The organism is Nocardioides allogilvus (genome assembly GCF_003047285.1).
Classification (GTDB): Bacteria; Actinomycetota; Actinomycetes; order Propionibacteriales; family Nocardioidaceae; genus Nocardioides; species Nocardioides allogilvus.
Genome location: NZ_PZYX01000004.1, coordinates 73,549 through 95,485 on the forward strand (window position 1 = coordinate 73,549; position 21,937 = coordinate 95,485).

Here is a 21,937-nt window from a genome sequence, read left to right on the forward strand (position 1 = left end):
CGATGTTCCGGGAGCCGCTCGCGAGATGCATCACGTCAGATCGCGACTGCGACCTCGGCGACCGAGCCGACGGCCGCGGTGACGCGGGTGTCGACGGGCTCGGCCTTGGGGGCCAGCGTGCGCAGGGTCCACTCGCCGTCGCCGGCGAAGAAGCGGAAGTGTCCGGTCGCGGAGGTGGGGACCTCGGCGGTGAACTCGCCCGACTTGTCCAGCAGACGCACGTAGGCGTTCGGGACCGGCTCGCCCTCGCGGGTGACCTGGCCCTGGATGACGGCCTCGATCTTGGTGTTGACGCCGTCGAGCGACAGGCCGCCCTCAGTTGCGCCGCACATCAGGCGTCAACCGTTCCGGGCTCGTCGCCGAGGGCGATCGGGACGCCAACGAGGGAGCCGTACTCGGTCCACGAGCCGTCGTAGTTCTTGACGTTCTTGCGACCGAGCAGCTCGCTCAGGACGAACCAGGTGAGCGAGGAGCGCTCACCGATGCGGCACAGCGCGATGGTGTCCTTGTCCTGGTCGAAGCCGACCTCGTCGTAGAGCTTGGTCAGGTCCTCGTCGGACTTGAAGGTGCCGTCGTCGTTGGCGTTCTTGCTCCACGGCACGTTGACCGAGGTCGGGACGTGACCGGCGCGCTGCGACTGCTCCTGCGGGAGGTGGGCCGGGGCGAGCAGGCGGCCGGCGAACTCGTCGGGGCTGCGGACGTCGACCAGGTTCTGCACGCCGATGGCGGCGATGGTCTCGTCACGGAAGGCGCGGATCGAGTGGTCCTGCTCCTGCGCGACGTAGGTGGTCGCGGCGCGGGTCGGCAGCTCGGCGGTGAGCTCGCGGGAGTCGAGCTCCCACTTCTTGCGGCCGCCGTCCATGAGCTTGACGTCGCCGTGGCCGTAGAGCTTGAAGTACCAGAACGCGTAGGCGGCGAACCAGTTGTTGTTGCCGCCGTAGAGCACGACGGTGTCGTCGTTGCTGACGCCGCGCTCGGACAGGAGCGCCTCGAACTGGGCCTTGTTCACGAAGTCGCGACGGACCTGGTCCTGGAGGTCCGTGGTCCAGTCGAGCTTGATGGCGCCCCGGATGTGGCCCTTGTCGTAGGCGGTCGTGTCCTCGTCGACCTCGATCAGGACGATGCCGGCAGTGTCGAGGTTGTCCTCGACCCACTGGGCCGAGACGAGCGAGTTTTCGCGGCTCATGGGATGTGCTCCTTGGTTGTGGTGACGCGATGGAAGAAGTGGCATGACTGCGTGGGGCACGCGGCTCGGAGACCACGCGCAGAGGACGAGCCCGCGCCCCGCGAATTGTCCACAAGAGTGGTGGACTTAGCGGAGGATGAAGTGCGGACCCGTCAGGACATTCGACACAGCGCCGAGCGCGTGCGGCAGTGATCCACTGCGCGGCGCTTGGTCAGCATGGTCGAGAACATGCTGAGGACTCTAGGGCGGGGACGGTGACGAGCTTCGATCCGTCTCGCATGTTGGATGGGCGTACCACCGATTGAGACGGACGGGAGTGAGGCCCGCGGCGGCCGCCCAGGGACCGCCGGCGGCCTACTTGCCCGAGAGGGCGAAAGGACGTGCGCGGCCGCGACGGAACGGCAGGACCGAGGTCGGCAGCACCGAGTCGAGGATCGACTCGAACTGGTCGGCACACCCCTCCAGCGCGAACTCCTTCTCGGCGAGCAGGCGCGACTCGGCGCCGAGCTGGGCCAGCCGAGCGGGGTCACGCAGCACCTGGTCGGCCCAGAGCGCAGCAGGCCCCAGCGAGGAGCACAGCGGCGGCGCGATGAACCCACCGGCGTCGAGCACCAGCCCGGCCGCGAGGTTCTCCGGCGGCATCAGGCCCAGCACCGGTCGCCCGGCCGCGAGGTAGGAGAGCGTCTTGGACGGCACGGAGAACTCGCCGGCGTCCTGCTCGAGCAGCACGACGAGCAGGTCTCCCGACGCGAGGACGTCCGGCAGGTCGGCGTACGGCTGGAACGGCAGCAGGCTCAGCGGGACCGAGAGCCGCGCGGCCGCCGCACGCACGACGGGCACCGCGGGGCCCTCGTTGACGACGACCAGGCGGACCGGGGTGCCCTGCGCGCGCACGGCCGCGGCCAGCTCGACGAGCAGCTCGGGGTCGTGCTTGAGGCCGAGGGTGCCGGAGTAGAGCAGCGTCTGCTCCTCGTCGAGGCCCTGGGTGACGGCCCAGTCGTTGTCGCGCGGACGCGGGGAGATCTCGTCGAGCGGAGCCCAGTTGGGGATGACGGTGACCTTGTCGGCCGTGCCCCACTTCTCGTGCACGGACCGGAACGCCTCGGTGATCACCACGATCGCCGCGGCCCGCCGCGACCCCCAGCGCTCACCCCACTCGAGGGCCCGCGCCAGCGCGCCGAAGATCGGCGACAGCTTGGTGCCGGCCAGCCGCGCGACCGCGACGGCCTGCACGTCCTGGTGCCACAGCACCCAGGGCGTACGGCGCAGCCACAACGTCGCAGCCAGCATCACCAGCATCGGCACGGGCGTGGTCGACACGAGCACCACGTCCGGTCGGGCGCGGCGCACGAACCGGACGAGGTCGACCCCGAGGCGCAGCTCCTGCAGCGAGCGCCGGAGATAGCTGGTCTTGGCGATCGTGCGACCCACCGACACCGGCTCGAAGCGCACCGTCTCCCCCGGTCCGGCCTCGAGCCGGCCGTGGCCGCTGACGTAGGCGTCGCACCATGCGTGCGTCACGTCATGGCCCCGGCGGCCGAGCTCGCGGCTCAGCTGGGCCTGGAAGGGATGGCCACTGAAGTCGAAGACGAGGACCCGCACGACCTCAGCCCTGCGAGCGCTTCACCTGGTCATGGACCCAGGCGTAGGTGACCTCGAGCCCGTCGGCGAGCTGCGTCGAGGGCGCCCAGCCGTGCACCTGCTCGATGAGGGTGTTGTCGCTGTTGCGCCCGCGCACGCCCAGCGGGGCGTCGAGCTGGTAGCGGCGCTCGCAGGTGATGCCCGCGATCTCCTCGACGATGTCGACGAGCTGGTTGACGGTGACGAGCTCGGAGCTGCCGACGTTGACGGGCTCGCCGGAGTCGCCGTGCATGACGAGATCGGTGCCGGTGAGGCAGTCGTCGATCCACGTGAAGCTGCGGGTCTGCTCGCCGTCTCCCCAGATGTCGATCTCGTGCTCGCCACTGATCGCGGCCTCGGCGATCTTGCGGCAGATGGCCGCCGGTGCCTTCTCGCGACCGCCGGTCCAGGTGCCCTGGGGGCCGTAGATGTTGTGGTAGCGCGCGACCCGCGTGACGAGGCCGAAGTCCTCCTCGAAGTGACGGCACATCCGCTCGGAGAAGAGCTTCTCCCAGCCGTAGCCGTCCTCGGGCATGGCCGGGTAGGCGTCCGACTCCTTCAGCGCGGTGACGCTGGCGTCCTCCTGCAGGCCGGCGGGGTAGACGCACGCCGACGACGAGTAGAAGTAGCGCTCGACGCCCTGCGCCTGGGCGGCCTGCAGCATGTGGGTGCTGGTCAGCACCGAGAGCATGCAGGCGGCCTTGTTGTTCTCGATGAAGCCCATGCCACCCATGTCGGCGGCCAGCATGTAGACCTCACCCACGCCCCGCGAGGCGCTCATGGCGCTCTCGAGCAGGGAGAGGTCGGCCGTCACGTTCTCGACGTCCGGGTGGACCTGGTGCCACTCGTCCAGGGGTTTGACGTCGACACTGCGCACCGTCCGCCCCTCGGCGAGGAGTCGCCCGACCAGATGTCCACCAATGAAGCCGCCGCCACCGGCGACCAGCACGTCCACGTTCACGCGATGCCCTTCGTCCTTGTCTCCGACTGTTCATTAACGGCTGAGGAGCGATTCCGTCACTGTGCCACCCTTGCGGGCTCGGCGTCGGCGGTCACGGGGATTGAGACAACCCGCGGCGGACATCGGCCAACGTGTGACAACCTCCGCGTGTGAGATCGAGGCCAGCCGGAACGCCGAGCCGGGCACCCACCCCACCACTGCCGTGGGCCGACGGGGTGCGCGCGCTGGCCATGCTCGTGGTCCTGGTCTGGCACACCCTGCTGACGGTCGCACCGGACGAGCCGACAGCGCCCTGGGCGTGGGTCATCACCCCGTTCGGGGGTGTCGCGCACGCCGCCGTGCTGACCTTCATCGTCCTGTCCGGCTATCTCCTGGGCCGGCACTGGCGCCCGGGCGAGCTGCGCACCGAGTCGCTGCACTACCTGCTGCGACGGGGCTGGCGGCTGCTGCCGCCCTACTGGGTCGTGGTGACCCTCACCGTCGTGGCGATGCTCGCGCTCGGCCTGCGCCACCCCGGCGGAAGCCACTGGGACGTCGGGCTGCCCATGACGTGGGGCAACACCGCCCTCAACTACCTGCTCCTCACCGATCTGGCCGGCACCAGCCCCTACAACCACCCGCTGTGGACGGTGCCGGTGGAGTTCCACCTCTACCTCCTGGCTCCGCTCCTCGTCCTCGTACGCCGCCGCGCGGCCGCCATCGTCGTGGGTGCCGTCCTCACGCTGGCCGTCGCGTTCGCCGCCCCAGGCTTCGTCGCCCCGTTCTTCGCGTTCGCGTTCGCCGCCGCGTTCTGGGCCGGCCACCACCGCCAGTCGCTCCGCGAGGTCGACACGCGACGGACCCTCCGGGTGGTGCTGCCCGGCGCCGTCGTGGGGCTCGCCGTGGCCGCGGCCGTGGTCGTCGGCGGCGACCTGTCGCAGGGCGGCGTCCGGTTCCTCCTGCTCGATGCCGTCGCCACGCCGCTCCTGATCGGGTGGCTGCTGCTCAGCGACCTGTCTGTCGGTGACGGCCGCGTCCATCGTCTCCTCTCGAGCGGTCCCCTCCGCTGGACCGGCGCGCGCTCCTACAGCACCTACCTCGTGCACGCCCTGGTCATCGAGATCCTGTGGCGCTTCGCCGTCGAGCCGATCGGCCTGGCCGGCGACGCCGCGCCGTTCGGCGTGCTCCTCGTGCTCGCTGCGCCGCTGAGCCTCGTCGCCGGCAAGCTGCTCCACCAGTGGGTCGAGCTGCCCTCGGCCCGTCGCTCCGCGGCCGTGGGCACCCGGCCCGGCCGTCTCCCCGCTCCGAGCAAGGACCCTGCGTGAACGCCAGGCACACCGCCACCGAACGCCTCAAGCTCGGCCTGCGGCGAGCGCTGCTCCGCGCCGACCTCGACCTCGGCCGGGATGCGTTCGTCCAGCGCGTCGCGCGCACCCTCGCCGACCGCGACATCGACACGGTGCTCGACATCGGCGCCAACGAGGGTCAGTACGCCGCTCTCGTCCGGGCTGCCGGCTTCTCCGGGCGCATCGTCTCGGTCGAGCCGCTCCCCGACGCCTTCGACCGGCTCCAGCGCCGCGCTCGCCCAGACCGCCAGTGGGTCGGCGACCGGCGGGCCGTCGGTGCCGAGCCCGGTCGCACCACGATCCGGGTGTCCGCCAACTCCTTCTCCTCCTCGGTCCTGCCCCTGACCGCGGCCCACCTGCACGTCGCCCCCGAGTCCCGGGTCGTGGAGTCGATCGAGGTCGACGTCACCACCGTGCTCGACCTCGCCGCGGCCCACACCCTCGTGCCGGAGCGCACGCTGCTGAAGGTCGACACCCAAGGCTTCGAGAGTGCCGTGCTCGACGGAGCCGGCGAGTGGCTCGACCACGTCGCCGCCGTCCAGCTCGAGGTCTCCCACGTGGAGCTCTATGCGGGGCAGGCCCTCGAGCCCGAGCTGACCGCGCGGCTCGCCGGCCACGGCCTGGTGCCGTGGACCAACGACCCCGGCATCTCGGCCGCGGACGGCCGGCTGCTCCAGTCCGACGTGCTCTTCGTCCGGGCCTGAGGCGCATGCGGATCCTGGTCGAGGCGCTCTGCGCCGAGTACGGCGGCATCCGGACCTACGTCGACAACCTGCTGCCTGCCTGGATGGCCGTCGCCCCGGACGACGAGGTCCACGTGATGGTCCAGTCGGACTCCACGATCGTGGTGCCCGCTCCCCTGGTGCGCCACGACATCGCCGTACGCGGTCCGCAGTCCGTGGCGCGACCACTCGCCCAGACCAGGCACACCAGCCGCCTGGTCCGCGAGCTGCGACCCGACGTGGTGCTGGCGACGCTGCCGTCCACGACGGTGCGCCGCCTCGATGTCCCGCTCGGGGTGGTCGTCTACGACCTGCGCCACGAGCTGCGCCCCGAGCAGTTCGAGCGGTCCCGCCGGCTGTTGCGCTGGGCGAGCTACGGGCGCGGCTACGCCACCGCCGACGGCTTCGTCAGCATCTCCCACCGCACCCTCTCCGACCTGCACGCGCTGCACCCGGCCACCGCCGACAAGCCCGCGGTCGTGGCCCACCTCGGCGGCGACCACGTCGACCACTGGCCGCACACCGGGCCGAGCGATCGCGTCGTGACCTTCGCCCACCACACCAACAAGAACCTCGACCTGGTCCTCGACGGCTGGCAGCACCTCGGCCCCACGGCGCCGGAGCTGCTCGTCCTCGGCGTGTCGGGCGATCGCCGTACGACCCTCGACGAGGAGGTGGCCCGCCGTGGCCTGGCGGGCGTCGTGACGCTGGCGCCGTTCCTCGACGAGGGCGACTTCAGGCGCACGCTGGCGGGTGCCGCGCTGGTGCTCTTCCCCTCCGACTTCGAGGGCTTCGGCCTGCCGGTGGTCGAGGGGATGCGGCTCGGCGTCCCGGTCGTGATCGGCCCCGAGCCGGCGACCCGCGAGGTGGCGGGCGGTCACGCGTTCGAGATGTCGACCTGGCAGCCCGACGAGCTGGCCCGGGCTGTCCGCGCCGGGCTCGCAGCCACTCCCGCACAGCTGGCGAGCGCGCGCGAGCACGCAGCCGGGTTCACGTGGGCCAACACCGTCACGCAGACGCGGGCTCTCCTGACGACGCTGCTCGAGCCAGCACCGCCAGCTGGCCGACCAGGGTGACGGTGCCCGCCACGAGCAGGACCCAGCCGGGGTAGGTGCCACCCACCGACGCGACCGCCATCACCGCGAAGCCCGCGAGCATCAGCGCCAGCCCGGCCATCTCCGCCCGGGTCGCGGTCGCGGCCCGGCCCAGGCCCACCAGGCACGACGAGGTGACCCGGCGCAGTCCCAGCACCACGCCCGCGGCGACGAGCACGCGGGCGAGCGGCACCGCCGGCTCCGCCTCGGCACCGAAGGCCAGCACGAGCAGCGGCGCGAGGACGACCTGGATCGCCAGGCACGCAGCCACGCCGACCCCCACTGCGACGAGCAGCCAGCGGCGTACGAACGCAGCACGCTGCGGTGCCGGCAGCGTGCTCAGCCGCGGGCCGACGAAGCTCGCCAGCGCGACCAGCACCACGACCGGGCCGGTCTCGAAGGCCCAGCCGATCGTGAAGAGCCCGAGCAGGTAGTGACCGCCGATCAGCCCGACGAGCAGCTGCTCGATGCCCAGGGTGTCGATCGGCGCCGCGGTGGTGACCATCGCGCTGCGCGCATAGGAGCGTACGGCGACGGGCGCCGGGAACTCGGTGCCATCGCCCGGCACGCCGCGCGCGACCAGCCGGAGCGACACGACCGCGACCACCGCCCAGCCGGCGAGGTTGATCGCGAGCAGCAGGGCCACGGTTCCGCCGCCGGTCACGAGCAGCAGCGCAGTGGCAAGGGCGTAGGACACTGCGGGCAGCGGCTGCAGCCGGGCCAGCACGCCGAAGCGCTGCTGCCCCTGGAGCGCGGCCATCCCGAGCATCGCCGCCATCACGGCGGCGACTCCCAGGGCGACGACGAGCGCCAGCAGCCACACCCGGGGCAGGGGGTGGTCGGCGATGTCCAGCAGCAGCACGACCGCGGCCGCGAGCACCGAGCAGGCGACGACCTGACGCACGAACTGGCGCTGCAGCCGGGCCAGGAAGGCGGCGGCGTCGAGTCGCCGGCTCGCCACGAACCACGTCACGGCCGCCGGCAGCCCGGCCACCCCGACCTGGCTGACCAGCAGCACGACCGCGAAGACGAGCGCCAGCTGACCACGGTCGGTGACGCCCAGCATCCGCACCACCAGTGGCCCCGAGACCACCAGCGCGACCTGCGCCAGCAGTGAGGCGCGCAGCAACCGGGCCGCGGGATGGCCTGCCGAACGACGGAGCCGCCCGACGCCCGGCTGCGGAGCCATGCTCAGGAGTGGTGGGGGCCGGCGAAGACGGCCCCGAGCACCCGGGCACCGGCGTCGGTATGCTGCCGGGCCGTCTCGGCGACGGACGCGCGATCGACCCGACCCGGCTCGAGGACGAGGATCGCACCGTCGAGCCCGCCCGCGAGCAGCACTGCGTGGTTCGAGGCGACGAGCAGGACGTCGTACTGGTCGCGCAGCGCCGCCACCTGCCGCTCACCGTCGGGCCCTGGCCCGGGCCGGACGGCGTGGGCGCGGTAGCCGGCGGCCGCGAAGGCATCGGTCAGGGTGTCGGCGACGTCGTCGAGTCCGTCGTGCAGCGGGGTGATCACCACAGCACGGTGGGCCGTCCCGGCCGTCGCTGCGAGCACGGCGTCACAGACGGCCTCGAGACCATCGCCCGGCGTGATCGTGCCCAGTGGCACCAGGCCCAGGCCACGGAGGTCGTCGGGCGTGCGGATCCGCTCGTCGAAGAGGTCACGCAGCGCAGCGAGCGCCACGCCGAGGAGCAGGCCCGCGAGGAGGGCTGCGGCGAGGTTGAGCAGCGGTCGGGGGGAGGTCGGGTCCTCGGGGAGGGTTGCCTCCTTGAGGACCGCCACCTCCACCTGGAGGCCACCGACGTCCGCAGTCTCCACGTCCGCCAGCACGTCGTTGTAGCTGGCGACCACAGCAGCCGCCACGTCGCGGGCCTCTTCGGGTGTGTCGCCAGTCGCCGTGAGGTCGATGATGACCGTCGCGAAGGGCACCGTCGTGCTGATCCGCCCGGCGACGTCCTCAGCCGACTCGTCCAACCCGAGGTCATCGATGACCCTCAGGGCCATCTGTTCTGAACTGGCCACTGCTGCGTATGACAGCGCCCGGCCCTTGACCTGGACACCGTCGGCGACCACCGCCTCCAGGTCGGAATCATCACCGGCGCTCGCGACGTAGAGCTCCGCCCGGGAGGTGTAGACGGGGTCTGCCGTGAGCGTGACCACCAGTCCAGCGAGCGTGAGGGCGACCGTCACGACGGCGATGATGCGCCATCGCGCGAGGATGCGCCGCACATAGGCGTTCACCGACATGGCTGACCCCCTTCGGGTCTCGACTGCGCGCAAGTATCACACCCGCCACACGCGCCGGGGCGACGGCCTAAGGTGTCGCCGTGCCGACCGACTTCGCCCTGCCGCTGCTGGGCTTCGCCCTGAGCGCCGCCGTCGTCGCGGTCGGCATCGGGTTCAATCGGTACGGCGGCCCGTCGCCCTCCTGGGTGCTGGGCATCGTCGCCTTCCTCCAGCCCCTCAACGGCGTGCGCCCCTTCGGTCCCAGCGCCTCGCTGGGCGACCTCGCGCTGGCACTGCTCGCACTGGGCTGCCTGCCGTTCCTGGGCCGGCTGCACATGCCTCCGCGGGTGCTGGTGCCGTTCGCGGGCGCGCTCGTCATGTGTGCGGGGGGCCTGCTCGGCATGCTGGTGACCGACGGCTGGTGGGAGACTCCGTGGTTGCTGCGCTTCCTGCTCGGCATCCCGCTGGTGATGATCACGCTCGCCATCGTGCGGCCCAGCCACCAGCTCGCGACCTGGCTGGCCGGTTGCTATGCGGTGGGAGCCACGGTGAGCGCGATCGCGGCGATCACCGGTCCGGTCGTTCCCGGCTTCGCCCGCGCCTCCGGGCTTGGCGAGCACCTCATGCACCTGGCCGTCTCGACGATCTTCGCCGTCGTGCTCGCGATCGGCTGGTTCGTGTCCACGTCCTCGACCTGGCAGCGGGTGCTCGCCTCGGCGATCATCGTCATCTGCCTGTGGGGCCAGCTGCTCACGGGTGCACGGTCCGCCCTGCTCGGGACCCTGCTCGCGGTCGGCTACCTCGCGGTCCTCGGGCGAGCCCGCGGCGTCGCGATCGCCGGAGGCATGGCGCTGCTGGCCGCGGCCGTCCTCGCGGCCGCCATGCCTGCCCTGCCCCAGGGCAGCACCCTGCACCGGATCTTCGGCGGCGAGCTCACCGGACTGGTCACGCTCAGCAACGGCGCGCACGTCCAGGACGCGCTGGAGGCCATCTCCGAGATCGGCGCCCACCCGCTCACCGGGCTCGGCTTCGCCCAGGGCCTCGACGCCCACAACCTGTTCCTCGAGGCGGCCAACATGGGCGGGGTCCTCGGGCTGGCCGGCTTCTTCCTCATCTGGGGCACGATCGGGGCACTGCTGGTGCGACAGCTGCGCTACGGCGTACGCCGCAAGGACTGGCTGCGAGCCTCCCTGCTCGTCGGGGTCGCCGGCTACTTCGTGCTCGCGCAGCTCGAGAACATGGTGTGGGACCGGCACCTGTGGTTCTTCATCACGCTGGCGCTCTACGCGCTGCCGAGGACCCTGGCCGATCCCGACGACCGTCAGGATCCCCAGGCCTCCGGCAGCACCTCGACGAGCGCGGCCAGTCCCGAGCCGTCGCCCGCGTGGACCACCGCGACGTCCCAGTAGTCCCACGCGGGGCGAGGCACGTCCAGGGCGCCCGCGACCTCGACCATCCGGGCCAGCGGCAGCCGCCCGAGCGGGGCGCCGTGGTTGTCCCAGACCCCGACCTCGGTGTAGCCCAGCGCCGCCAGGCGTGGCCAGACCTCCAGCGGGTCGTTGCCCGCCAACCGTGACAGTCCGTGGTCGTACTCGAAGAACAGCACGGGCGCGGCCGTGGCGTACGCCTCGGCCAGGGCCGGCACCAGGCGCACGTCGTGACCGTCGGTGTCGCTCTTCACGAGGCGGACCGAGTCGAAGGCGGGGTGGGCCGCCCGCAGCCCCACTGCGGTGACGACCGTGGCCGCGTCGGCGCTGCCCCGCTCGAACCGGGTGGTCCCGCCGCGGCGTACGGGCGCCAGGTCCGGGAGTCCGTCGCCGCTCCACAGCAGGCCGGGGTGCACGGTGACCCGCGGGTCGTGGCCGACGTTGCGGCGCAACCAGGTGAGCCAGTGCGGATCGCCCTCCACGCACAGCACCTCGCCGTCCACGGCGGCCAGGACCTGCAGGGCGGTGTCCCCGACATTGGCGCCGACGTCGATGAGGCGCAGCGGCTCGTCGGTCGCGAGCGCTGAGGCCAGGGCCACGATGTTCTGCCCGTACGCCGGCTCGAGCCGCGCGTAGTCCGGGAGCCGGTGCGACCAGGGCAGGCGCAGCTCGACGCCCTGCACCACGCGGCGGACCTCCCGCTCGGGCCGCAGGCCACGCACGGTCCAGGAGAGCCGGTTGCGGACGCGGCCCGCGAGACTTCGTCGCATGGAAGCGAAACCTATCGGCTGATCGGCGGTCCCGACGCAGAACGGGCCCCGGCGGAATCCGCCGGGGCCCGTTGCCGGGAATTGCGTCAGTCGCTCGCGATCAGCGCTTGACCTTGACCTTCTTGGCTTCCTCGTTGGAACCGACCTTGCCCTTGCCGGTGAAGAAGAAGACGAGCTTGTGCTTGCCCTTCTTCAGCTTGCTGAGCGAGACCGTGCCCTTGCCCTTCTTGATCTTGGTCTTGGCGACCTTCTTGTACTTGACGGTGCCGTTGTCGTTGACCTTGACGATCTCCTTGACGATGACCGTGCCCTTGACCTTCTTGGCCTTGACGGGCGACGCCTTGATCTTGAGCGACGCCTTGCTGCCCTTGACCTTGACCTTGATCTTGGGCTGGTAGCCGATCTTGACCGAGGGAGCGGACGATGCGGAGTTGATCAGGCGGCCGTTCTCGGCGGTCACCCGCAGGGTCAGGCGGTCACCGATGTGCGCGGCCGACGGGGTGAACGCGTCACCCTTGCCGACGACCGTGCTGCCGACGAACCACTCGTAGTTGAAGTCGGTGCCCGTCTGCAGGTTCCACACGCCAGAGTCGGCCGTGATGGCCTTGCCGACCCACGGGTAGCCCTCGATCTCGGGCCGCTCGGTGGCGATCAGCTGGGTGCCGAGGGCGGCGTTGAGGCCGCCCGTCATCTGCCCGGCCTTGACCGTCACGACGACGGCGTCGTCGACCTCGTACTTGTCCTTCCACCACTCGCCCGCGTGGAGGCCCGCGATGTCGTCGAAGCGGATCTTGTAGGTGCCCGGACGCAGCGAGCGCGACTCGAAGGTGGAGTCGGCCTTGAAGGTGACGCCGTCGGTGGCCAGCAGGCCGTCGTTGGCGCCGTAGACGTCGACGTCGGCGACGAGCGCCGTTCCGGCCGCACCGGTCACCGAGCCGGCGATGCCGCCCGCGCGGTCCAGCACGAAGTCGACCGCACCGACGGGCGTGCCCGGGGTGACGGTCACGACCGGCGAGGTCTCGTGGTTCTGCATGCCGCCGAACCAGGAGCCGAACAGGTCGAAGGCGTTGTCGTCGCCCTGCTCGTTGCTGGAGGCGTGGACCTTGAACTGGTTCTCGCCCTGGACCTTCTCCAGCTCGGTGAAGGCGTAGACACCCTGACGGTTGGAGTAGACGCCCTCGACGGACCTGCGGTCGCCGTCATAGGCCGGCGTGGAGTTGGCCGTGACGTAGGCCCCGACGACCGGGACGCCGCTGCTGTCCTTGACCGTGCCGCTGACCTCGACCGTCTTGGTGGTGTCGGCAGGAAGGGGCGTCAGGTTGGCGTTGATGCCGCCGACGGCCTGGTCGGCGCCGACCGGCACGAGCGTGGCGGCGGAGTAGTCGGGCGTGTTGTTGTAGTACTCCGCGGAGTACTCGCCGATCGGGTCGGAGAACCGGACCCGGCGGTTGCCCATGGTGACGTTCTTGATCGTGTAGACGCCGTTCTTGTCGGTGTAGTCGTAGACACCGTCGGCGGTGACCCGGACGAACTCGAGGGGGGCACCGGCGTCGCTGGTGACCTGACCGCTGATGGTGCCGCCCGCGGTCAGCACGACCCTGCCGAGGTCGGCCTGGGTGGGCGACGGCGCGACGGGGTCGGCGGTCTCGAAGTTGCCCTTGTCGTTGTAGTACTCGAAGGCATAGCCGTCGTCGTAGAAGCCCAGCTTGACGGGCGCACTCTGGGAGGGAGCCTTGAAGACACCCTTGGCGTCGGCGTAGAACGTGTCGCCGACGCTGTCACCGCTGGCCGCGTCCCACATGGCGATCGAGGCGCCCGCGAGCGGCTTGCCTGCAGCGTTGGTCACCGAGCCCACGACGTAGGGCTGGTCGACGGTCCACGTGCTGGTCACCGGCGTCCCGCCGGCAACCGTCACGACGTCGGCCGTCGCCAGGTCGGTCTTGTCCTTGTAGAACTCGGTGTAGGTCTCGGTCACGAAGGCGAACTTGTAGACACCGTCCGAGATCGTCTGCTGGAAGAAACCTGTGTTGCTGACGTAGTAGGTCGACGACGGCTGGAAGACGCCCGCGCTGTCCCTGCGATAGGACTTGAGGTTGCCGGACACCGGGTTGCCGAGTGCGTCGGTGACACCGATGGTGACGACGGAAGCGGCGTTCGCGGGTGCCATCACCCCCAGACTCAGTCCTGCGGCGACGAGTGCGGCGCCCGCACCCATCGCAGTCACACGGCGCCCGAGGCGCCGGAAAATGGCAGAGCTCATTACTTCCCCCTAGTTGTGTCATCTGAACCGGACTGAGTCGTCCTCGGCGGCACCTTCCCACAAAGCGGTGGGATCAAACGGGAAAGTGCGCTTTTCGATCGGTCCCGTGAGGGGGTGACGCATTCAGGACGCGTTTGGTTGCGTTCCCTGGGCGTTTCGTACGTCGAGGGTCAGCCGCCGGCGAACGGCGGCAGGAACTCCACCGTCGTGCCGGGCTCGACCACGACCGCGCCGGCGTCCTGGGTGCTGACGGGACGATCGCCCACCAGGACGGAGCAGACACCGATCGTCCGGGCGACGTCCGGGCCGGGGTGGGCCGCCAGGACGAGCGCTCGCACCTCGGCCAGCGTGAGGGGTCCGGGGACCTCGAAGACGTCCCGCTCGACACCCGCCGCGGAGCGCGCCCCGGCCCAGTAGCGGGCCGTGATCGTCGTCTCAACCTCGGAACTGTGGCCGGTCTCAGGGCTCATGAGGCCTATCCTTACGTATTCCGCCATTGTGGGGAGGACTCAATCATGGGCACCTTGTTGCTGCTGACCGGCGCTCTGCAGCCGTCTGCCGACGTGCTGCCCGCCCTCGCCCTGCTCGGCCACACCGTCAAGATCCTGCCGGCGGAGGGCAGCGCGCTGCTCGAGGCGCCCGACTCCGACCTCGTGCTCGTCGACGGTCGCCAGGAGCTCGCCCACGCTCGCGACCTGTGCCGGCTGATCCGCACGACCGGCAGCGACGTGCCGGTCCTGCTCGTGATCACCGAGGGCGGCCTCGCCGTCGTCGCCCACGACTGGGCGATGGACGACGTGGTGCTGCACACCTGCGGCCCGGCCGAGCTCGAGGCCCGGATCCGGCTCGCGATCGGACGGCTCGCTGCGGAGCGGGAGAACGCAGACCCCTCGTCCCACGTGATCCGGTCCGGCGAGGTCGTGGTCGACGACGCGACGTATACCGCGAAGATCAGCGGGCGCCCGCTCGACCTGACCTACAAGGAGTTCGAGCTCCTGAAGTACCTCGCCCAGCACCCGGGCCGGGTCTTCACCCGTCAGCAGCTGCTCCAGGAGGTCTGGGGCTACGACTACTTCGGCGGCACCCGCACCGTCGACGTGCACGTGCGTCGGCTGCGCGCCAAGCTCGGGCCCGAGAACGAGCACCTCATCGGCACCGTCCGCAACGTCGGCTACCGCTTCGTGCTGCCGTCCAGGGAGCAGAGCGTCGACGCACCCGAGCAAGCCCGCTCCGACGCCTGATCTGCCCCCGGTCGTCCCGACCTCGCTGGACGGTGCTCAGGCCTCGCGGCGATACATGACGTGCGTGTCGGCGTCGGCATGGCTGAACCCGAGCTTGGCGTACGTCGACCGCGCGGCGTGGTTGTCGGCCTCGACGTACAACAAGACCTCCGAGACGCCCCGGCCGGCGAGGTGGTGCAGCCCGGCCAGGGTGAGCGCGCGCCCGAGCCCGCGACTTTGCGCGGTGGGGTCGATGCCGACGACATAGACCTCACCGAGGTCGGGCGAGTGCTGCTTGGTCCAGTGGAACCCCAGCATCCGGTCGCCGTCGACCGCGACCAGCAGGCCGGCCGGGTCGAACCAGGGCTCGGCCATCCGGGCCGCGAGGTTGGCCTCGTCCATGCTCCCCTGCTCGGGGTGGTGGGCGAAGGCCTCGGCATTGACGCGGAGGAGCTCCGCGGTGTCGCCGGGGGTCCACGCGCGGATCTCGACGTCGGACGGCGGCGGCAACGGCTCACCCATCGGGCGGCGCATCACCCACAGGTCGCGCGCCCGCTCGAAGCCGAAGCGGCTGGCGAGGGTGGCAGCGGCCGGATGACCGCCGTGCGACCACGCCTGGGCCGGCCCCTGGATGCCCTCGAGCCAGGAGGTGGCCAGCCCCCGCCTGCGTGCGGTCGGGTGGACCACGAGGTGGAGGTCCTCGCCGTGCGTCAGCGCGAAGCCCTCATCGGTGACGACTCCGAGCCAGTCGGCGTCGCCGGACCGCAGCGAGAGCCAGGTCCCCTCATCGAGCGGCTCGGCGCCGTCCACGTCCGTGGCGGCGGCGGCAATGCTGCGGACGAGCTCGAGGTTCACCGGCGGGGCCGGACGTGCAGGCCCACCTCGGGATCCACGATGACCTCTTGCGCAGCGGGCATCGCGTCCACGGTCAGGTCGGTGTCCACGGCGACGTTGCGCTTGATCAGCGCCAGCGCGATCGGACCGAGCTCGTGGTGACGGGCGGAGGTGCCGACGAAGCCGACGACCTTCTCCCCCAGCGTCACGTCCGAGCCCCGGACGGGCAGCCGGTTCTCCGAGCCGTCGAGGTGCAGCAGCGTGAGCCGCCGCGGCGGACGGCCGAGCGTGTGCACCCGGGCCACCGTCTCCTGGCCGCGGTAGCAACCCTTGTCGAGGTGGACGGCCGGACCGATCCAGCCGAGCTCGTTGGGGATCGAGCGGTGGTCGGTGTCGAGGCCGAGCCGCGGCTCGCCGCGCGCGATGCGCAGCGCCTCGAAGGCCCACAGCCCGGCAGCGGGACCAGCGGCCTGCGCGTAGGACTCGAGGCGCTCGCGCGGAATGAAGTCGTACGTCGCTGCGCGCTCGCTCGTCGCCGGTCGCCAGGCAACGGCGGTCTGCGGGGTGTCGAGGGTGACCTCGACGCGCATCATGAACCGCATCCGCTCCAGGAAGTCGACGAGCGCCTGACCGGCGCCCGGCTCGGTGTGGGCCACGAAGGCCTCGCCGTCGTCGACGCCGGCGAAGGCGTGCTCCACGTGGCCGTTCGGACTGAGGATCAGCGACTGGGTCCACACGCCGGTGGCGAGGCCCTCGAAGTACTGGGTGGTCAGGCTGTGCAGCCAGGTCAGCCGGTCGGGGCCGGCGACCTTGACGACGTCACGGTGGGAGAGGTCGACGAAGCCCTGGCCTGTCTCGAGGACGCGCTGCTCGCCGTTGAACGAGCCGTAGTGCGCGGCGACCGGGGCGTCGATCCCGTCGCCACCGACCGCACCGGGGAGGTGGAGCAGGGGGCTGGTCATGAGGACTCCAGTTCACAGTTGACACACGTACCGAAGATCGCGAGGTGGCCCAGGTCGACCGCGAAGCCGTGCTCGGCGCGCAGCGTCTCCACCAGGGCGGTGGCCACATCTGGTTCAACCGAGCGCACCTGCTGACAATTCCGGCAGACGAGGTGGAAGTGCTCCGGCTCGCGTGCGGAGTGGTAGGTCGGAGCGCGGTCGCTCAGGTGCGTGTGCCGCACGAGCCCGAGCTCCTCGAGCACCTCGAGGGTGCGATAGACGGTCGAGGCGTTGACGGCGCTGGCCTGGGTGCGCACCTTCGCCAGCACCTCGTCGACCGTCGCGTGACCGAGGTCCTCGACGGCTCGGAGGATGAGCTGGCGCTGTGGCGTCAGGCGGTAGCCGCTGCCCCGCAGTCGATCGGCGAGCTCGTCGGGCACGGTCACGCCCGCTTCAGTCGCGCCCAGGTGTGGGGCTGGAGCTCCTGGCCCATGGCTGCCATGTCGTAGGCGTACATCAGGTCGCCCTCGACGTTGCCGTAGATGCGCGTCCCCGAGTCGACCTCCTTGGCGGTCTCGGTGAAGCTCACCCCGGCGGTGTGCACCTCGAGCTTGCCGCCCTCCGCGGCGCCGTACCAGACCTCGGCGAAGCCGGTGTTGTGCGCCAGCAGCAGCTCGACCTTGCCGGGCTCGGGACAGCGCAGGAAGCCCGACTCCATCGCCGCGTCGCGCACGAACTCACCCTCGGCGTCGATGATCCACGCGCGGGCCATGTAGTGGAAGAACGGCCGGCCGTCGTGGGTGAAGATCAGCTCCTGGCCGAACTCGAAGCCCTCGATGGTCGGGTAGTCACCGTGGCCGTTGCCGCGCCACGTGCCGAGCAGCCACGCGACGGGGCCGCAGTTGGGGTGCAGGTTGTCGGGGATCTCGAACGGCATGAAGCCGAGTCTAGGGTGGGTGGCATGCCTCGCTCACTCGTCGTCAAGGTCACCTGCGGTTCCGAGGATGCCGAGCGCTGCAACCAGGCGTTCACCGTCGCCGCCGCAGCGGTCGCCAGTGGCGCCCAGGTCTCGCTGTGGCTGACCGGGGAAGCCGCGTGGTTCGGCGTTCCGGGCCGCGCCGAGGAGTTCAGCCTCGACCTGGCCACCCCGCTGGCCGACCTGTTGTCCGTCGTCGTCGCCGGGGGCCGGGTCACCGTCTGCACCCAGTGCGCCGCCCGTCGCGGCATCGTCGAGGGCGACCTGCGCGAGGGGCTCACGATCGCGGGCGCAGCCGTGTTCACGGAGGAGATCCTCGACGAGGGCGTGCAGGCGCTCGTCTACTGACCCTTCGTGCGCGAGTGCGGTCAGTGCGTCAAGGCAGCTCGCAACGCGTCGGCGATCTCGTCGACTGCCGATCGCGCGGTGCGACCGACGCCGACCATGTTGAAGAAGCCGTGGATCATGCCCGGGAACCGGATGAGACGCGCCTGCACACCGGCGGCCTTCAGCTTCTCGACGTAGGCCTCGCCCTCGTCGCGCAGGGGGTCGAAGCCGGCCGTGACGACCAGGGCCGGGGCGAGACCGGCCGGCAGGTCGGCGTACAGCGGACTCACCCGCGGGTCCGTCCACGTCTGCGCATCCGGGGAGTAGGTGTCGCGGGCGAGGGCGATGAACTCGTCGGTGAGGTAGAAGCCACGGCCGAAGGTCTGCCGGCTCTGCGCAGCGCCGGTCGCGTCGGTCAGCGGGTAGACCAGCAGCTGGAAGGCGCACGGCCAGCCCTGCCGCGCTGCCTCGATCGCGACCACCGTCGCCAGGTTGCCACCGGCACTGTCCCCGCCGACGGCGAGGCGATCGCGATCGGCGCCCCAGTCGCCCGCGCGCCCGACGATCTCGGCATAGGCCCGGAGGCACTCGTCGTACGCCGCTGGGAAGACCACCTCCGGAGAGAGGGTGTAGTCCAGGGCGAGCACCCGCACGCCGGCGCGCTCGGCGAGCACACGGCACACGGCGTCGTGCGAGTCGAGGTCGCCGTAGATCCAGCCGCCGCCGTGGAAGAACACCAGCATCGGCCCGACGTCCGGGGCGTCCGTGGGCTCGTAGAAGCGCGCTGGGAGACCCGCGACCGTCTCGTCCCGGACCTTCCCGACCGGCTGCTTGCCGCCGACGAGGACGGACTGCTTGAGCAGGGCCCGGCGTCCCTCGGGGATCGGCAGCGACTCGACCGCAGGCTCGCGCGCGACGCGCTGGAGCCGCAGCAGGAGCTGGGTCTCGGTGGCCAGGGGCTGCCCGTCCAGCACCACCGGCCGACCGGCGAGCCTGCGCTGGATCCGCTCGGGAAGCGCAAGCAACGACTTCGCGGTCAGGGCCTCGACTGTGTCCATGATCTTCACGCACGCAACCTAGACGGCCCGTGGCATCGAGACACCTGCCGTTCACGATGCGGTGCCAGACTGGACGCATGTCCGAAGCAACCGTCGCCAGCACCTCCCTGCCCAGCACCGTCGGGACCTCGATCGAGGACGGTCCCACCGCCGAGCCGTTCGGACACCCCAGCGACACCTTCGACGTCGAGCCGCCCTACGTCCCGGACGCCGCCGAGATCGCGGCCGTGGAGAAGTTCGACGACCGCTTCCTCGACCGCGAGCTGTCGTGGCTGCGCTTCAACCAGCGGGTCCTCGAGCTGGCCGAGGACCCGGCGCTGCCGCTGCTCGAGCGCACCCGGTTCCTGGCGATCTTTGCGAGCAACCTCGACGAGTTCTTCATGGTCCGCGTGGCCGGTCTCAAGCGCCGGATCGCGGCGGGCGTCGCCGTACGCGCCGCCAGCGGACTGCTCCCGCGCGACCAGCTGGAACAGCTGTGGGCTGGCAGCCGCGACCTGATGGAGCGGCACGCGCGCGTCTTCAGCGAGCAGGTGATCCCCGAGCTGCGCGACCAGGGCATCGAGATCGTGCGGTGGGCCGAGCTGGACCGCGAGGAGCAGAAGGTCTGCAAGAAGCTCTTCAAGGAGCGGATCTTCCCGGTCCTGACGCCGCTCGCCGTCGACCCGGCGCACCCGTTCCCCTACATCTCCGGGCTCTCGCTCAATCTCGCTGTCGTGGTGCGTCACCCCAAGACCCGCACCGAGCACTTCGCGCGGGTCAAGGTGCCGCAGACCTTCGGCCGCTTCGTGCCTGTCGGCAACCAGCGTTTCGTGCCGCTCGAGGACGTCATCGGCGAGCACCTCAAGAAGCTCTTCCCCGGCATGGAGGTGCTGCAGGCGCACACCTTCCGCGTCACCCGCAACGAGGACCTCGAGGTCGAGGAGGACGACGCCGAAAACCTCCTCAAGGCACTCGAGAAGGAGCTGCTGCGGCGCAAGTTCGGCCCGCCCGTGCGGCTCGAGGTCGAGGAGTCGATCGATGCCAAGGTGCTCGACCTGCTGATCTCCGAGCTCGGCGTCACCCGCCAGGAGGTCACCAAGCTGCCCGGCCCGCTCGACCTGCGGGGCCTGCACTCGATCGCCGACCTGCCGCGCGAGGACCTGAAGTACCCCACCTTCGTGCCCACGACCCACGCGCAGCTGGCCGAGGTCGAGTCGTCCAAGCCGGTCGACGTCTTCGAGTCCGTACGCCGCAACGACGTGCTGCTCCACCACCCCTATGACTCATTCGCCACCTCGGTCCAGCGCTTCGTCGAGCAGGCCGCGGCCGACCCGCACGTGCTCGCGATCAAGCAGACGCTCTACCGCACCTCGGGCGACAGCCCGATCATCGACGCCCTCATCGACGCCGCCGAGGCCGGCAAGCAGGTGCTGGTGATCGTCGAGATCAAGGCCCGCTTCGACGAGCAGGCCAACATCCGGTGGGCACGCAAGCTCGAGCACGCCGGCTGCCACGTCGTCTACGGCCTGGTGGGCCTCAAGACCCACTGCAAGCTGTCGATGGTGGTGCGAGACGAGCCCGACGGGATCCGCCGCTACACCCACATCGGCACCGGCAACTACAACCCCAAGACCGCGCGTCTCTACGAAGACCTGGGTCTGCTCACCGCCGACCCGCTCGTCGGCGAGGACGTCGCCCACCTGTTCAACAACCTGTCGGGGATCAGCCGCAACACGACGTATGACGGTCTGCTGGTCGCCCCCGACAGTGTGCGCGACGGGCTGATCAGCCAGATCCACGCCGAGGTCGCCAACCACCAGGCCGGGCGCCCGGCAGGGGTCCGGATCAAGGCCAACTCGATCGTCGACGAGGCGATCATCGACGCGCTCTATCTCGCGTCGCAGGCGGGCGTGCCGGTCGACCTGCTGGTGCGCGGGATCTGTGCCCTTCGCCCAGGAGTGCCGGGCCTGTCCGAGACGATCCACGTGCGCTCGATCCTGGGCCGGTTCCTCGAGCACAGCCGCGTCTTCTGGTTCGTCAACGACGACGAGCCGCTCGCCTGGATCGGCTCGGCCGACATGATGCACCGCAACCTCGACCGCCGTGTCGAGGTGCTCGTCCGGTTGCCGCAGGGGCCCAATGTGGGCGCCGTCGGCGAGCTTCTCGAGCTGGCGTTCAGCCCCGAGGTGAGCGCTTGGGAGCTCGACAGCGCGGGTGAGTGGCACCAGAACGAAGGTGATGTGCATCTCCAGGAGAGGTTGATCGAGCTCCAGCGCAAGCGGCGGTAGCGGTTCGCCGTACTGCACTTGTGCTCGCTGGGTTGCGGCCGGAGGACTTCGACCCCCTAACATGTGGATCGTTCACGCCCCCCTCATTCGGAGTTCTCCGTGCGTTTGAAGTTCCGGCCCGTCGACGCGTCCTTCTACGACCTGTTCAGTGAATCCGCCGCGCATCTCGTAGTGGGCGCCGAGCTGCTCGCCGAGATGCTCGGCGAAGGCGGTGATCGCGAAGCCATCGCCAAGCGCATGCGCGATGCCGAGCACGCCGCTGACGAGACCACCCACGCCATCGTCAAGCGCGTCAACTCGACCTTCGTGACGCCGTTCGACCGCGAGGACATCTATGCCCTCGCCTCGGCTCTCGACGACGTGATGGACGAGATGGACGAGGCTGTCGACCTCGTGCTGCTCTACGGCGTGACCACGCTCCCCGCCGAGACCTCCGAGCAGGTCGAGGTGCTCCAGCGCTGTGCCGAGCTCACCGTGGGCGCGATGCCCAGCCTCGCGACCATGAGCGCGCTCGACGAATACTGGATCGAGATCAACCGCCTCGAGAACGCCGGAGACCGCAGCTACCGCCGCATCCTGGCCAACCTCTTCAACGGCGACTACAAGGCCATGGAAGTGATCAAGCTCAAGGACATCGTTGAGGCTCTCGAAGGCGCCATCGACGCCTTCGAGAAGGTCGCGAACATCCTGGAGCAGATCGCAGTCAAGGAGTCCTGACCG

At 70.6% G+C, this 21,937-nt stretch carries 22 protein-coding genes; 8 read left to right on the forward strand and 14 right to left on the reverse strand.

Annotated features, from left to right (window positions below):
- Positions 1-35: 35 nt before the first annotated feature.
- The 4 genes from C9J87_RS08530 to C9J87_RS08545 form a co-directional block, all read right to left on the reverse strand.
- On the reverse strand, positions 36-332 hold the full coding sequence (locus C9J87_RS08530) for a DUF1416 domain-containing protein (protein WP_010834185.1): 297 nt from the start codon (positions 330-332) through the stop codon (positions 36-38).
- Positions 332-1,186, reverse strand: a complete 855-nt coding sequence (locus tag C9J87_RS08535) for a sulfurtransferase (protein WP_107705270.1) — start codon at positions 1,184-1,186, stop codon at positions 332-334. The genes C9J87_RS08530 and C9J87_RS08535 overlap by 1 nt, the downstream gene beginning before the upstream one ends.
- A gap of 354 nt (positions 1,187-1,540) precedes the next feature.
- Complete coding sequence (locus tag C9J87_RS08540; RefSeq protein WP_107705271.1) at positions 1,541-2,788, reverse strand: glycosyltransferase family 4 protein; 1,248 nt, start codon at positions 2,786-2,788, stop codon at positions 1,541-1,543.
- Between the two features lie 4 nt (positions 2,789-2,792).
- Entirely contained in the window at positions 2,793-3,767 is a 975-nt protein-coding gene (locus tag C9J87_RS08545; RefSeq protein WP_010834188.1) for an NAD-dependent epimerase/dehydratase family protein, read from the reverse strand.
- A gap of 149 nt (positions 3,768-3,916) precedes the next feature.
- On the opposite strand from C9J87_RS08545, the gene C9J87_RS08550 reads away from it, so the two are divergent.
- The 3 genes from C9J87_RS08550 to C9J87_RS08560 are packed head-to-tail and all read left to right on the forward strand — an operon-like array spanning position 3,917 to position 6,890.
- Positions 3,917-5,071 (forward strand): acyltransferase family protein, encoded by a 1,155-nt coding sequence (locus C9J87_RS08550; RefSeq protein ID WP_157953156.1) that lies wholly within the window; start codon positions 3,917-3,919, stop codon positions 5,069-5,071.
- Entirely contained in the window at positions 5,068-5,796 is a 729-nt protein-coding gene (locus tag C9J87_RS08555; protein WP_157953157.1) for an FkbM family methyltransferase, read from the forward strand. Before C9J87_RS08550 ends, C9J87_RS08555 begins: the two co-directional genes overlap by 4 nt.
- 5 nt (positions 5,797-5,801) lie before the next feature.
- Entirely contained in the window at positions 5,802-6,890 is a 1,089-nt protein-coding gene (locus C9J87_RS08560; protein WP_107705273.1) for a glycosyltransferase, read from the forward strand.
- On the opposite strand, the gene C9J87_RS08565 is transcribed toward C9J87_RS08560, so the two are convergent.
- Positions 6,823-8,097, reverse strand: a complete 1,275-nt coding sequence (locus C9J87_RS08565; protein ID WP_107705274.1) for a lipopolysaccharide biosynthesis protein — start codon at positions 8,095-8,097, stop codon at positions 6,823-6,825. The two genes, C9J87_RS08560 and C9J87_RS08565, sit on opposite strands and share 68 nt — an antisense overlap.
- 2 nt (positions 8,098-8,099) lie before the next feature.
- The gene (locus C9J87_RS08570) at positions 8,100-9,158 is read right to left on the reverse strand and encodes a Wzz/FepE/Etk N-terminal domain-containing protein (protein WP_107705275.1); all 1,059 of its coding nucleotides are present in this window, start codon (positions 9,156-9,158) and stop codon (positions 8,100-8,102) included.
- An 80-nt stretch (positions 9,159-9,238) separates the two neighbouring features.
- Between C9J87_RS08570 and C9J87_RS08575 the strand changes: the two genes are divergently transcribed.
- Complete coding sequence (locus C9J87_RS08575; protein WP_107705276.1) at positions 9,239-10,546, forward strand: O-antigen ligase family protein; 1,308 nt, start codon at positions 9,239-9,241, stop codon at positions 10,544-10,546.
- On the opposite strand, the gene C9J87_RS08580 is transcribed toward C9J87_RS08575, so the two are convergent.
- From C9J87_RS08580 to C9J87_RS08590, 3 genes are all read right to left on the reverse strand, one after another.
- Positions 10,459-11,334: an FkbM family methyltransferase gene (locus tag C9J87_RS08580; protein WP_107705277.1), complete on the reverse strand. Its 876-nt coding sequence runs from the start codon at positions 11,332-11,334 to the stop codon at positions 10,459-10,461. The two genes, C9J87_RS08575 and C9J87_RS08580, sit on opposite strands and share 88 nt — an antisense overlap.
- 100 nt (positions 11,335-11,434) lie before the next feature.
- Positions 11,435-13,594, reverse strand: coding sequence for a carboxypeptidase-like regulatory domain-containing protein (locus tag C9J87_RS08585; RefSeq protein ID WP_157953158.1), 2,160 nt, complete (start codon positions 13,592-13,594; stop codon positions 11,435-11,437).
- 170 nt (positions 13,595-13,764) lie between these two features.
- Positions 13,765-14,064 (reverse strand): MoaD/ThiS family protein, encoded by a 300-nt coding sequence (locus C9J87_RS08590; RefSeq protein ID WP_107705279.1) that lies wholly within the window; start codon positions 14,062-14,064, stop codon positions 13,765-13,767.
- A 45-nt stretch (positions 14,065-14,109) separates the two neighbouring features.
- Between C9J87_RS08590 and C9J87_RS08595 the strand changes: the two genes are divergently transcribed.
- Entirely contained in the window at positions 14,110-14,835 is a 726-nt protein-coding gene (locus C9J87_RS08595) for a response regulator transcription factor (RefSeq protein ID WP_107705280.1), read from the forward strand.
- A 36-nt stretch (positions 14,836-14,871) separates the two neighbouring features.
- On the opposite strand, the gene mshD is transcribed toward C9J87_RS08595, so the two are convergent.
- The 4 genes from mshD to C9J87_RS08615 are packed head-to-tail and all read right to left on the reverse strand — an operon-like array spanning position 14,872 to position 17,526.
- A complete protein-coding gene (gene mshD, locus C9J87_RS08600) occupies positions 14,872-15,669 on the reverse strand; it encodes a mycothiol synthase (protein WP_010834197.1) in 798 nt (265 codons plus the stop codon).
- Entirely contained in the window at positions 15,666-16,610 is a 945-nt protein-coding gene (gene ygfZ / locus C9J87_RS08605; protein ID WP_107705281.1) for a CAF17-like 4Fe-4S cluster assembly/insertion protein YgfZ, read from the reverse strand. Before ygfZ ends, mshD begins: the two co-directional genes overlap by 4 nt.
- Entirely contained in the window at positions 16,607-17,035 is a 429-nt protein-coding gene (locus tag C9J87_RS08610; RefSeq protein ID WP_232819977.1) for a Fur family transcriptional regulator, read from the reverse strand. The genes ygfZ and C9J87_RS08610 overlap by 4 nt, the downstream gene beginning before the upstream one ends.
- Positions 17,032-17,526: an FABP family protein gene (locus C9J87_RS08615; RefSeq protein ID WP_107705282.1), complete on the reverse strand. Its 495-nt coding sequence runs from the start codon at positions 17,524-17,526 to the stop codon at positions 17,032-17,034. The genes C9J87_RS08610 and C9J87_RS08615 overlap by 4 nt, the downstream gene beginning before the upstream one ends.
- Before the next feature lie 24 nt (positions 17,527-17,550).
- Between C9J87_RS08615 and C9J87_RS08620 the strand changes: the two genes are divergently transcribed.
- Positions 17,551-17,913, forward strand: coding sequence for a DsrE family protein (locus C9J87_RS08620; protein WP_107705283.1), 363 nt, complete (start codon positions 17,551-17,553; stop codon positions 17,911-17,913).
- Between the two features lie 20 nt (positions 17,914-17,933).
- On the opposite strand, the gene C9J87_RS08625 is transcribed toward C9J87_RS08620, so the two are convergent.
- Entirely contained in the window at positions 17,934-18,950 is a 1,017-nt protein-coding gene (locus C9J87_RS08625) for an alpha/beta hydrolase (protein WP_107705406.1), read from the reverse strand.
- 77 nt (positions 18,951-19,027) lie between these two features.
- Between C9J87_RS08625 and C9J87_RS08630 the strand changes: the two genes are divergently transcribed.
- Together C9J87_RS08630 and C9J87_RS08635 are read left to right on the forward strand one after the other, a co-directional pair.
- Positions 19,028-21,217: an RNA degradosome polyphosphate kinase gene (locus C9J87_RS08630; RefSeq protein ID WP_107705284.1), complete on the forward strand. Its 2,190-nt coding sequence runs from the start codon at positions 19,028-19,030 to the stop codon at positions 21,215-21,217.
- 99 nt (positions 21,218-21,316) lie between these two features.
- Positions 21,317-21,934, forward strand: a complete 618-nt coding sequence (locus C9J87_RS08635; RefSeq protein WP_107705285.1) for a DUF47 domain-containing protein — start codon at positions 21,317-21,319, stop codon at positions 21,932-21,934.
- Positions 21,935-21,937 lie beyond the last annotated feature (3 nt).

Bases quoted from the DNA above. Each gene is read 5' to 3' on its own strand.
- C9J87_RS08530 (WP_010834185.1), bottom strand. From the start codon at position 332: ATGTGCGGCGCAACTGAGGGCGGCCTGTCGCTCGACGGCGTCAACACC.
- C9J87_RS08535 (WP_107705270.1), bottom strand. From the start codon at position 1,186: ATGAGCCGCGAAAACTCGCTCGTCTCGGCCCAGTGGGTCGAGGACAAC.
- C9J87_RS08560 (WP_107705273.1), top strand. From the start codon at position 5,802: ATGCGGATCCTGGTCGAGGCGCTCTGCGCCGAGTACGGCGGCATCCGG.
- C9J87_RS08565 (WP_107705274.1), bottom strand. From the start codon at position 8,097: ATGGCTCCGCAGCCGGGCGTCGGGCGGCTCCGTCGTTCGGCAGGCCAT.
- C9J87_RS08570 (WP_107705275.1), bottom strand. From the start codon at position 9,158: ATGTCGGTGAACGCCTATGTGCGGCGCATCCTCGCGCGATGGCGCATC.
- C9J87_RS08580 (WP_107705277.1), bottom strand. From the start codon at position 11,334: ATGCGACGAAGTCTCGCGGGCCGCGTCCGCAACCGGCTCTCCTGGACC.
- C9J87_RS08585 (WP_157953158.1), bottom strand. From the start codon at position 13,594: ATGAGCTCTGCCATTTTCCGGCGCCTCGGGCGCCGTGTGACTGCGATG.
- C9J87_RS08590 (WP_107705279.1), bottom strand. From the start codon at position 14,064: ATGAGCCCTGAGACCGGCCACAGTTCCGAGGTTGAGACGACGATCACG.
- C9J87_RS08595 (WP_107705280.1), top strand. From the start codon at position 14,110: ATGGGCACCTTGTTGCTGCTGACCGGCGCTCTGCAGCCGTCTGCCGAC.
- ygfZ (WP_107705281.1), bottom strand. From the start codon at position 16,610: ATGACCAGCCCCCTGCTCCACCTCCCCGGTGCGGTCGGTGGCGACGGG.
- C9J87_RS08615 (WP_107705282.1), bottom strand. From the start codon at position 17,526: ATGCCGTTCGAGATCCCCGACAACCTGCACCCCAACTGCGGCCCCGTC.
- C9J87_RS08620 (WP_107705283.1), top strand. From the start codon at position 17,551: ATGCCTCGCTCACTCGTCGTCAAGGTCACCTGCGGTTCCGAGGATGCC.
- C9J87_RS08625 (WP_107705406.1), bottom strand. From the start codon at position 18,950: ATGGACACAGTCGAGGCCCTGACCGCGAAGTCGTTGCTTGCGCTTCCC.
- C9J87_RS08630 (WP_107705284.1), top strand. From the start codon at position 19,028: ATGTCCGAAGCAACCGTCGCCAGCACCTCCCTGCCCAGCACCGTCGGG.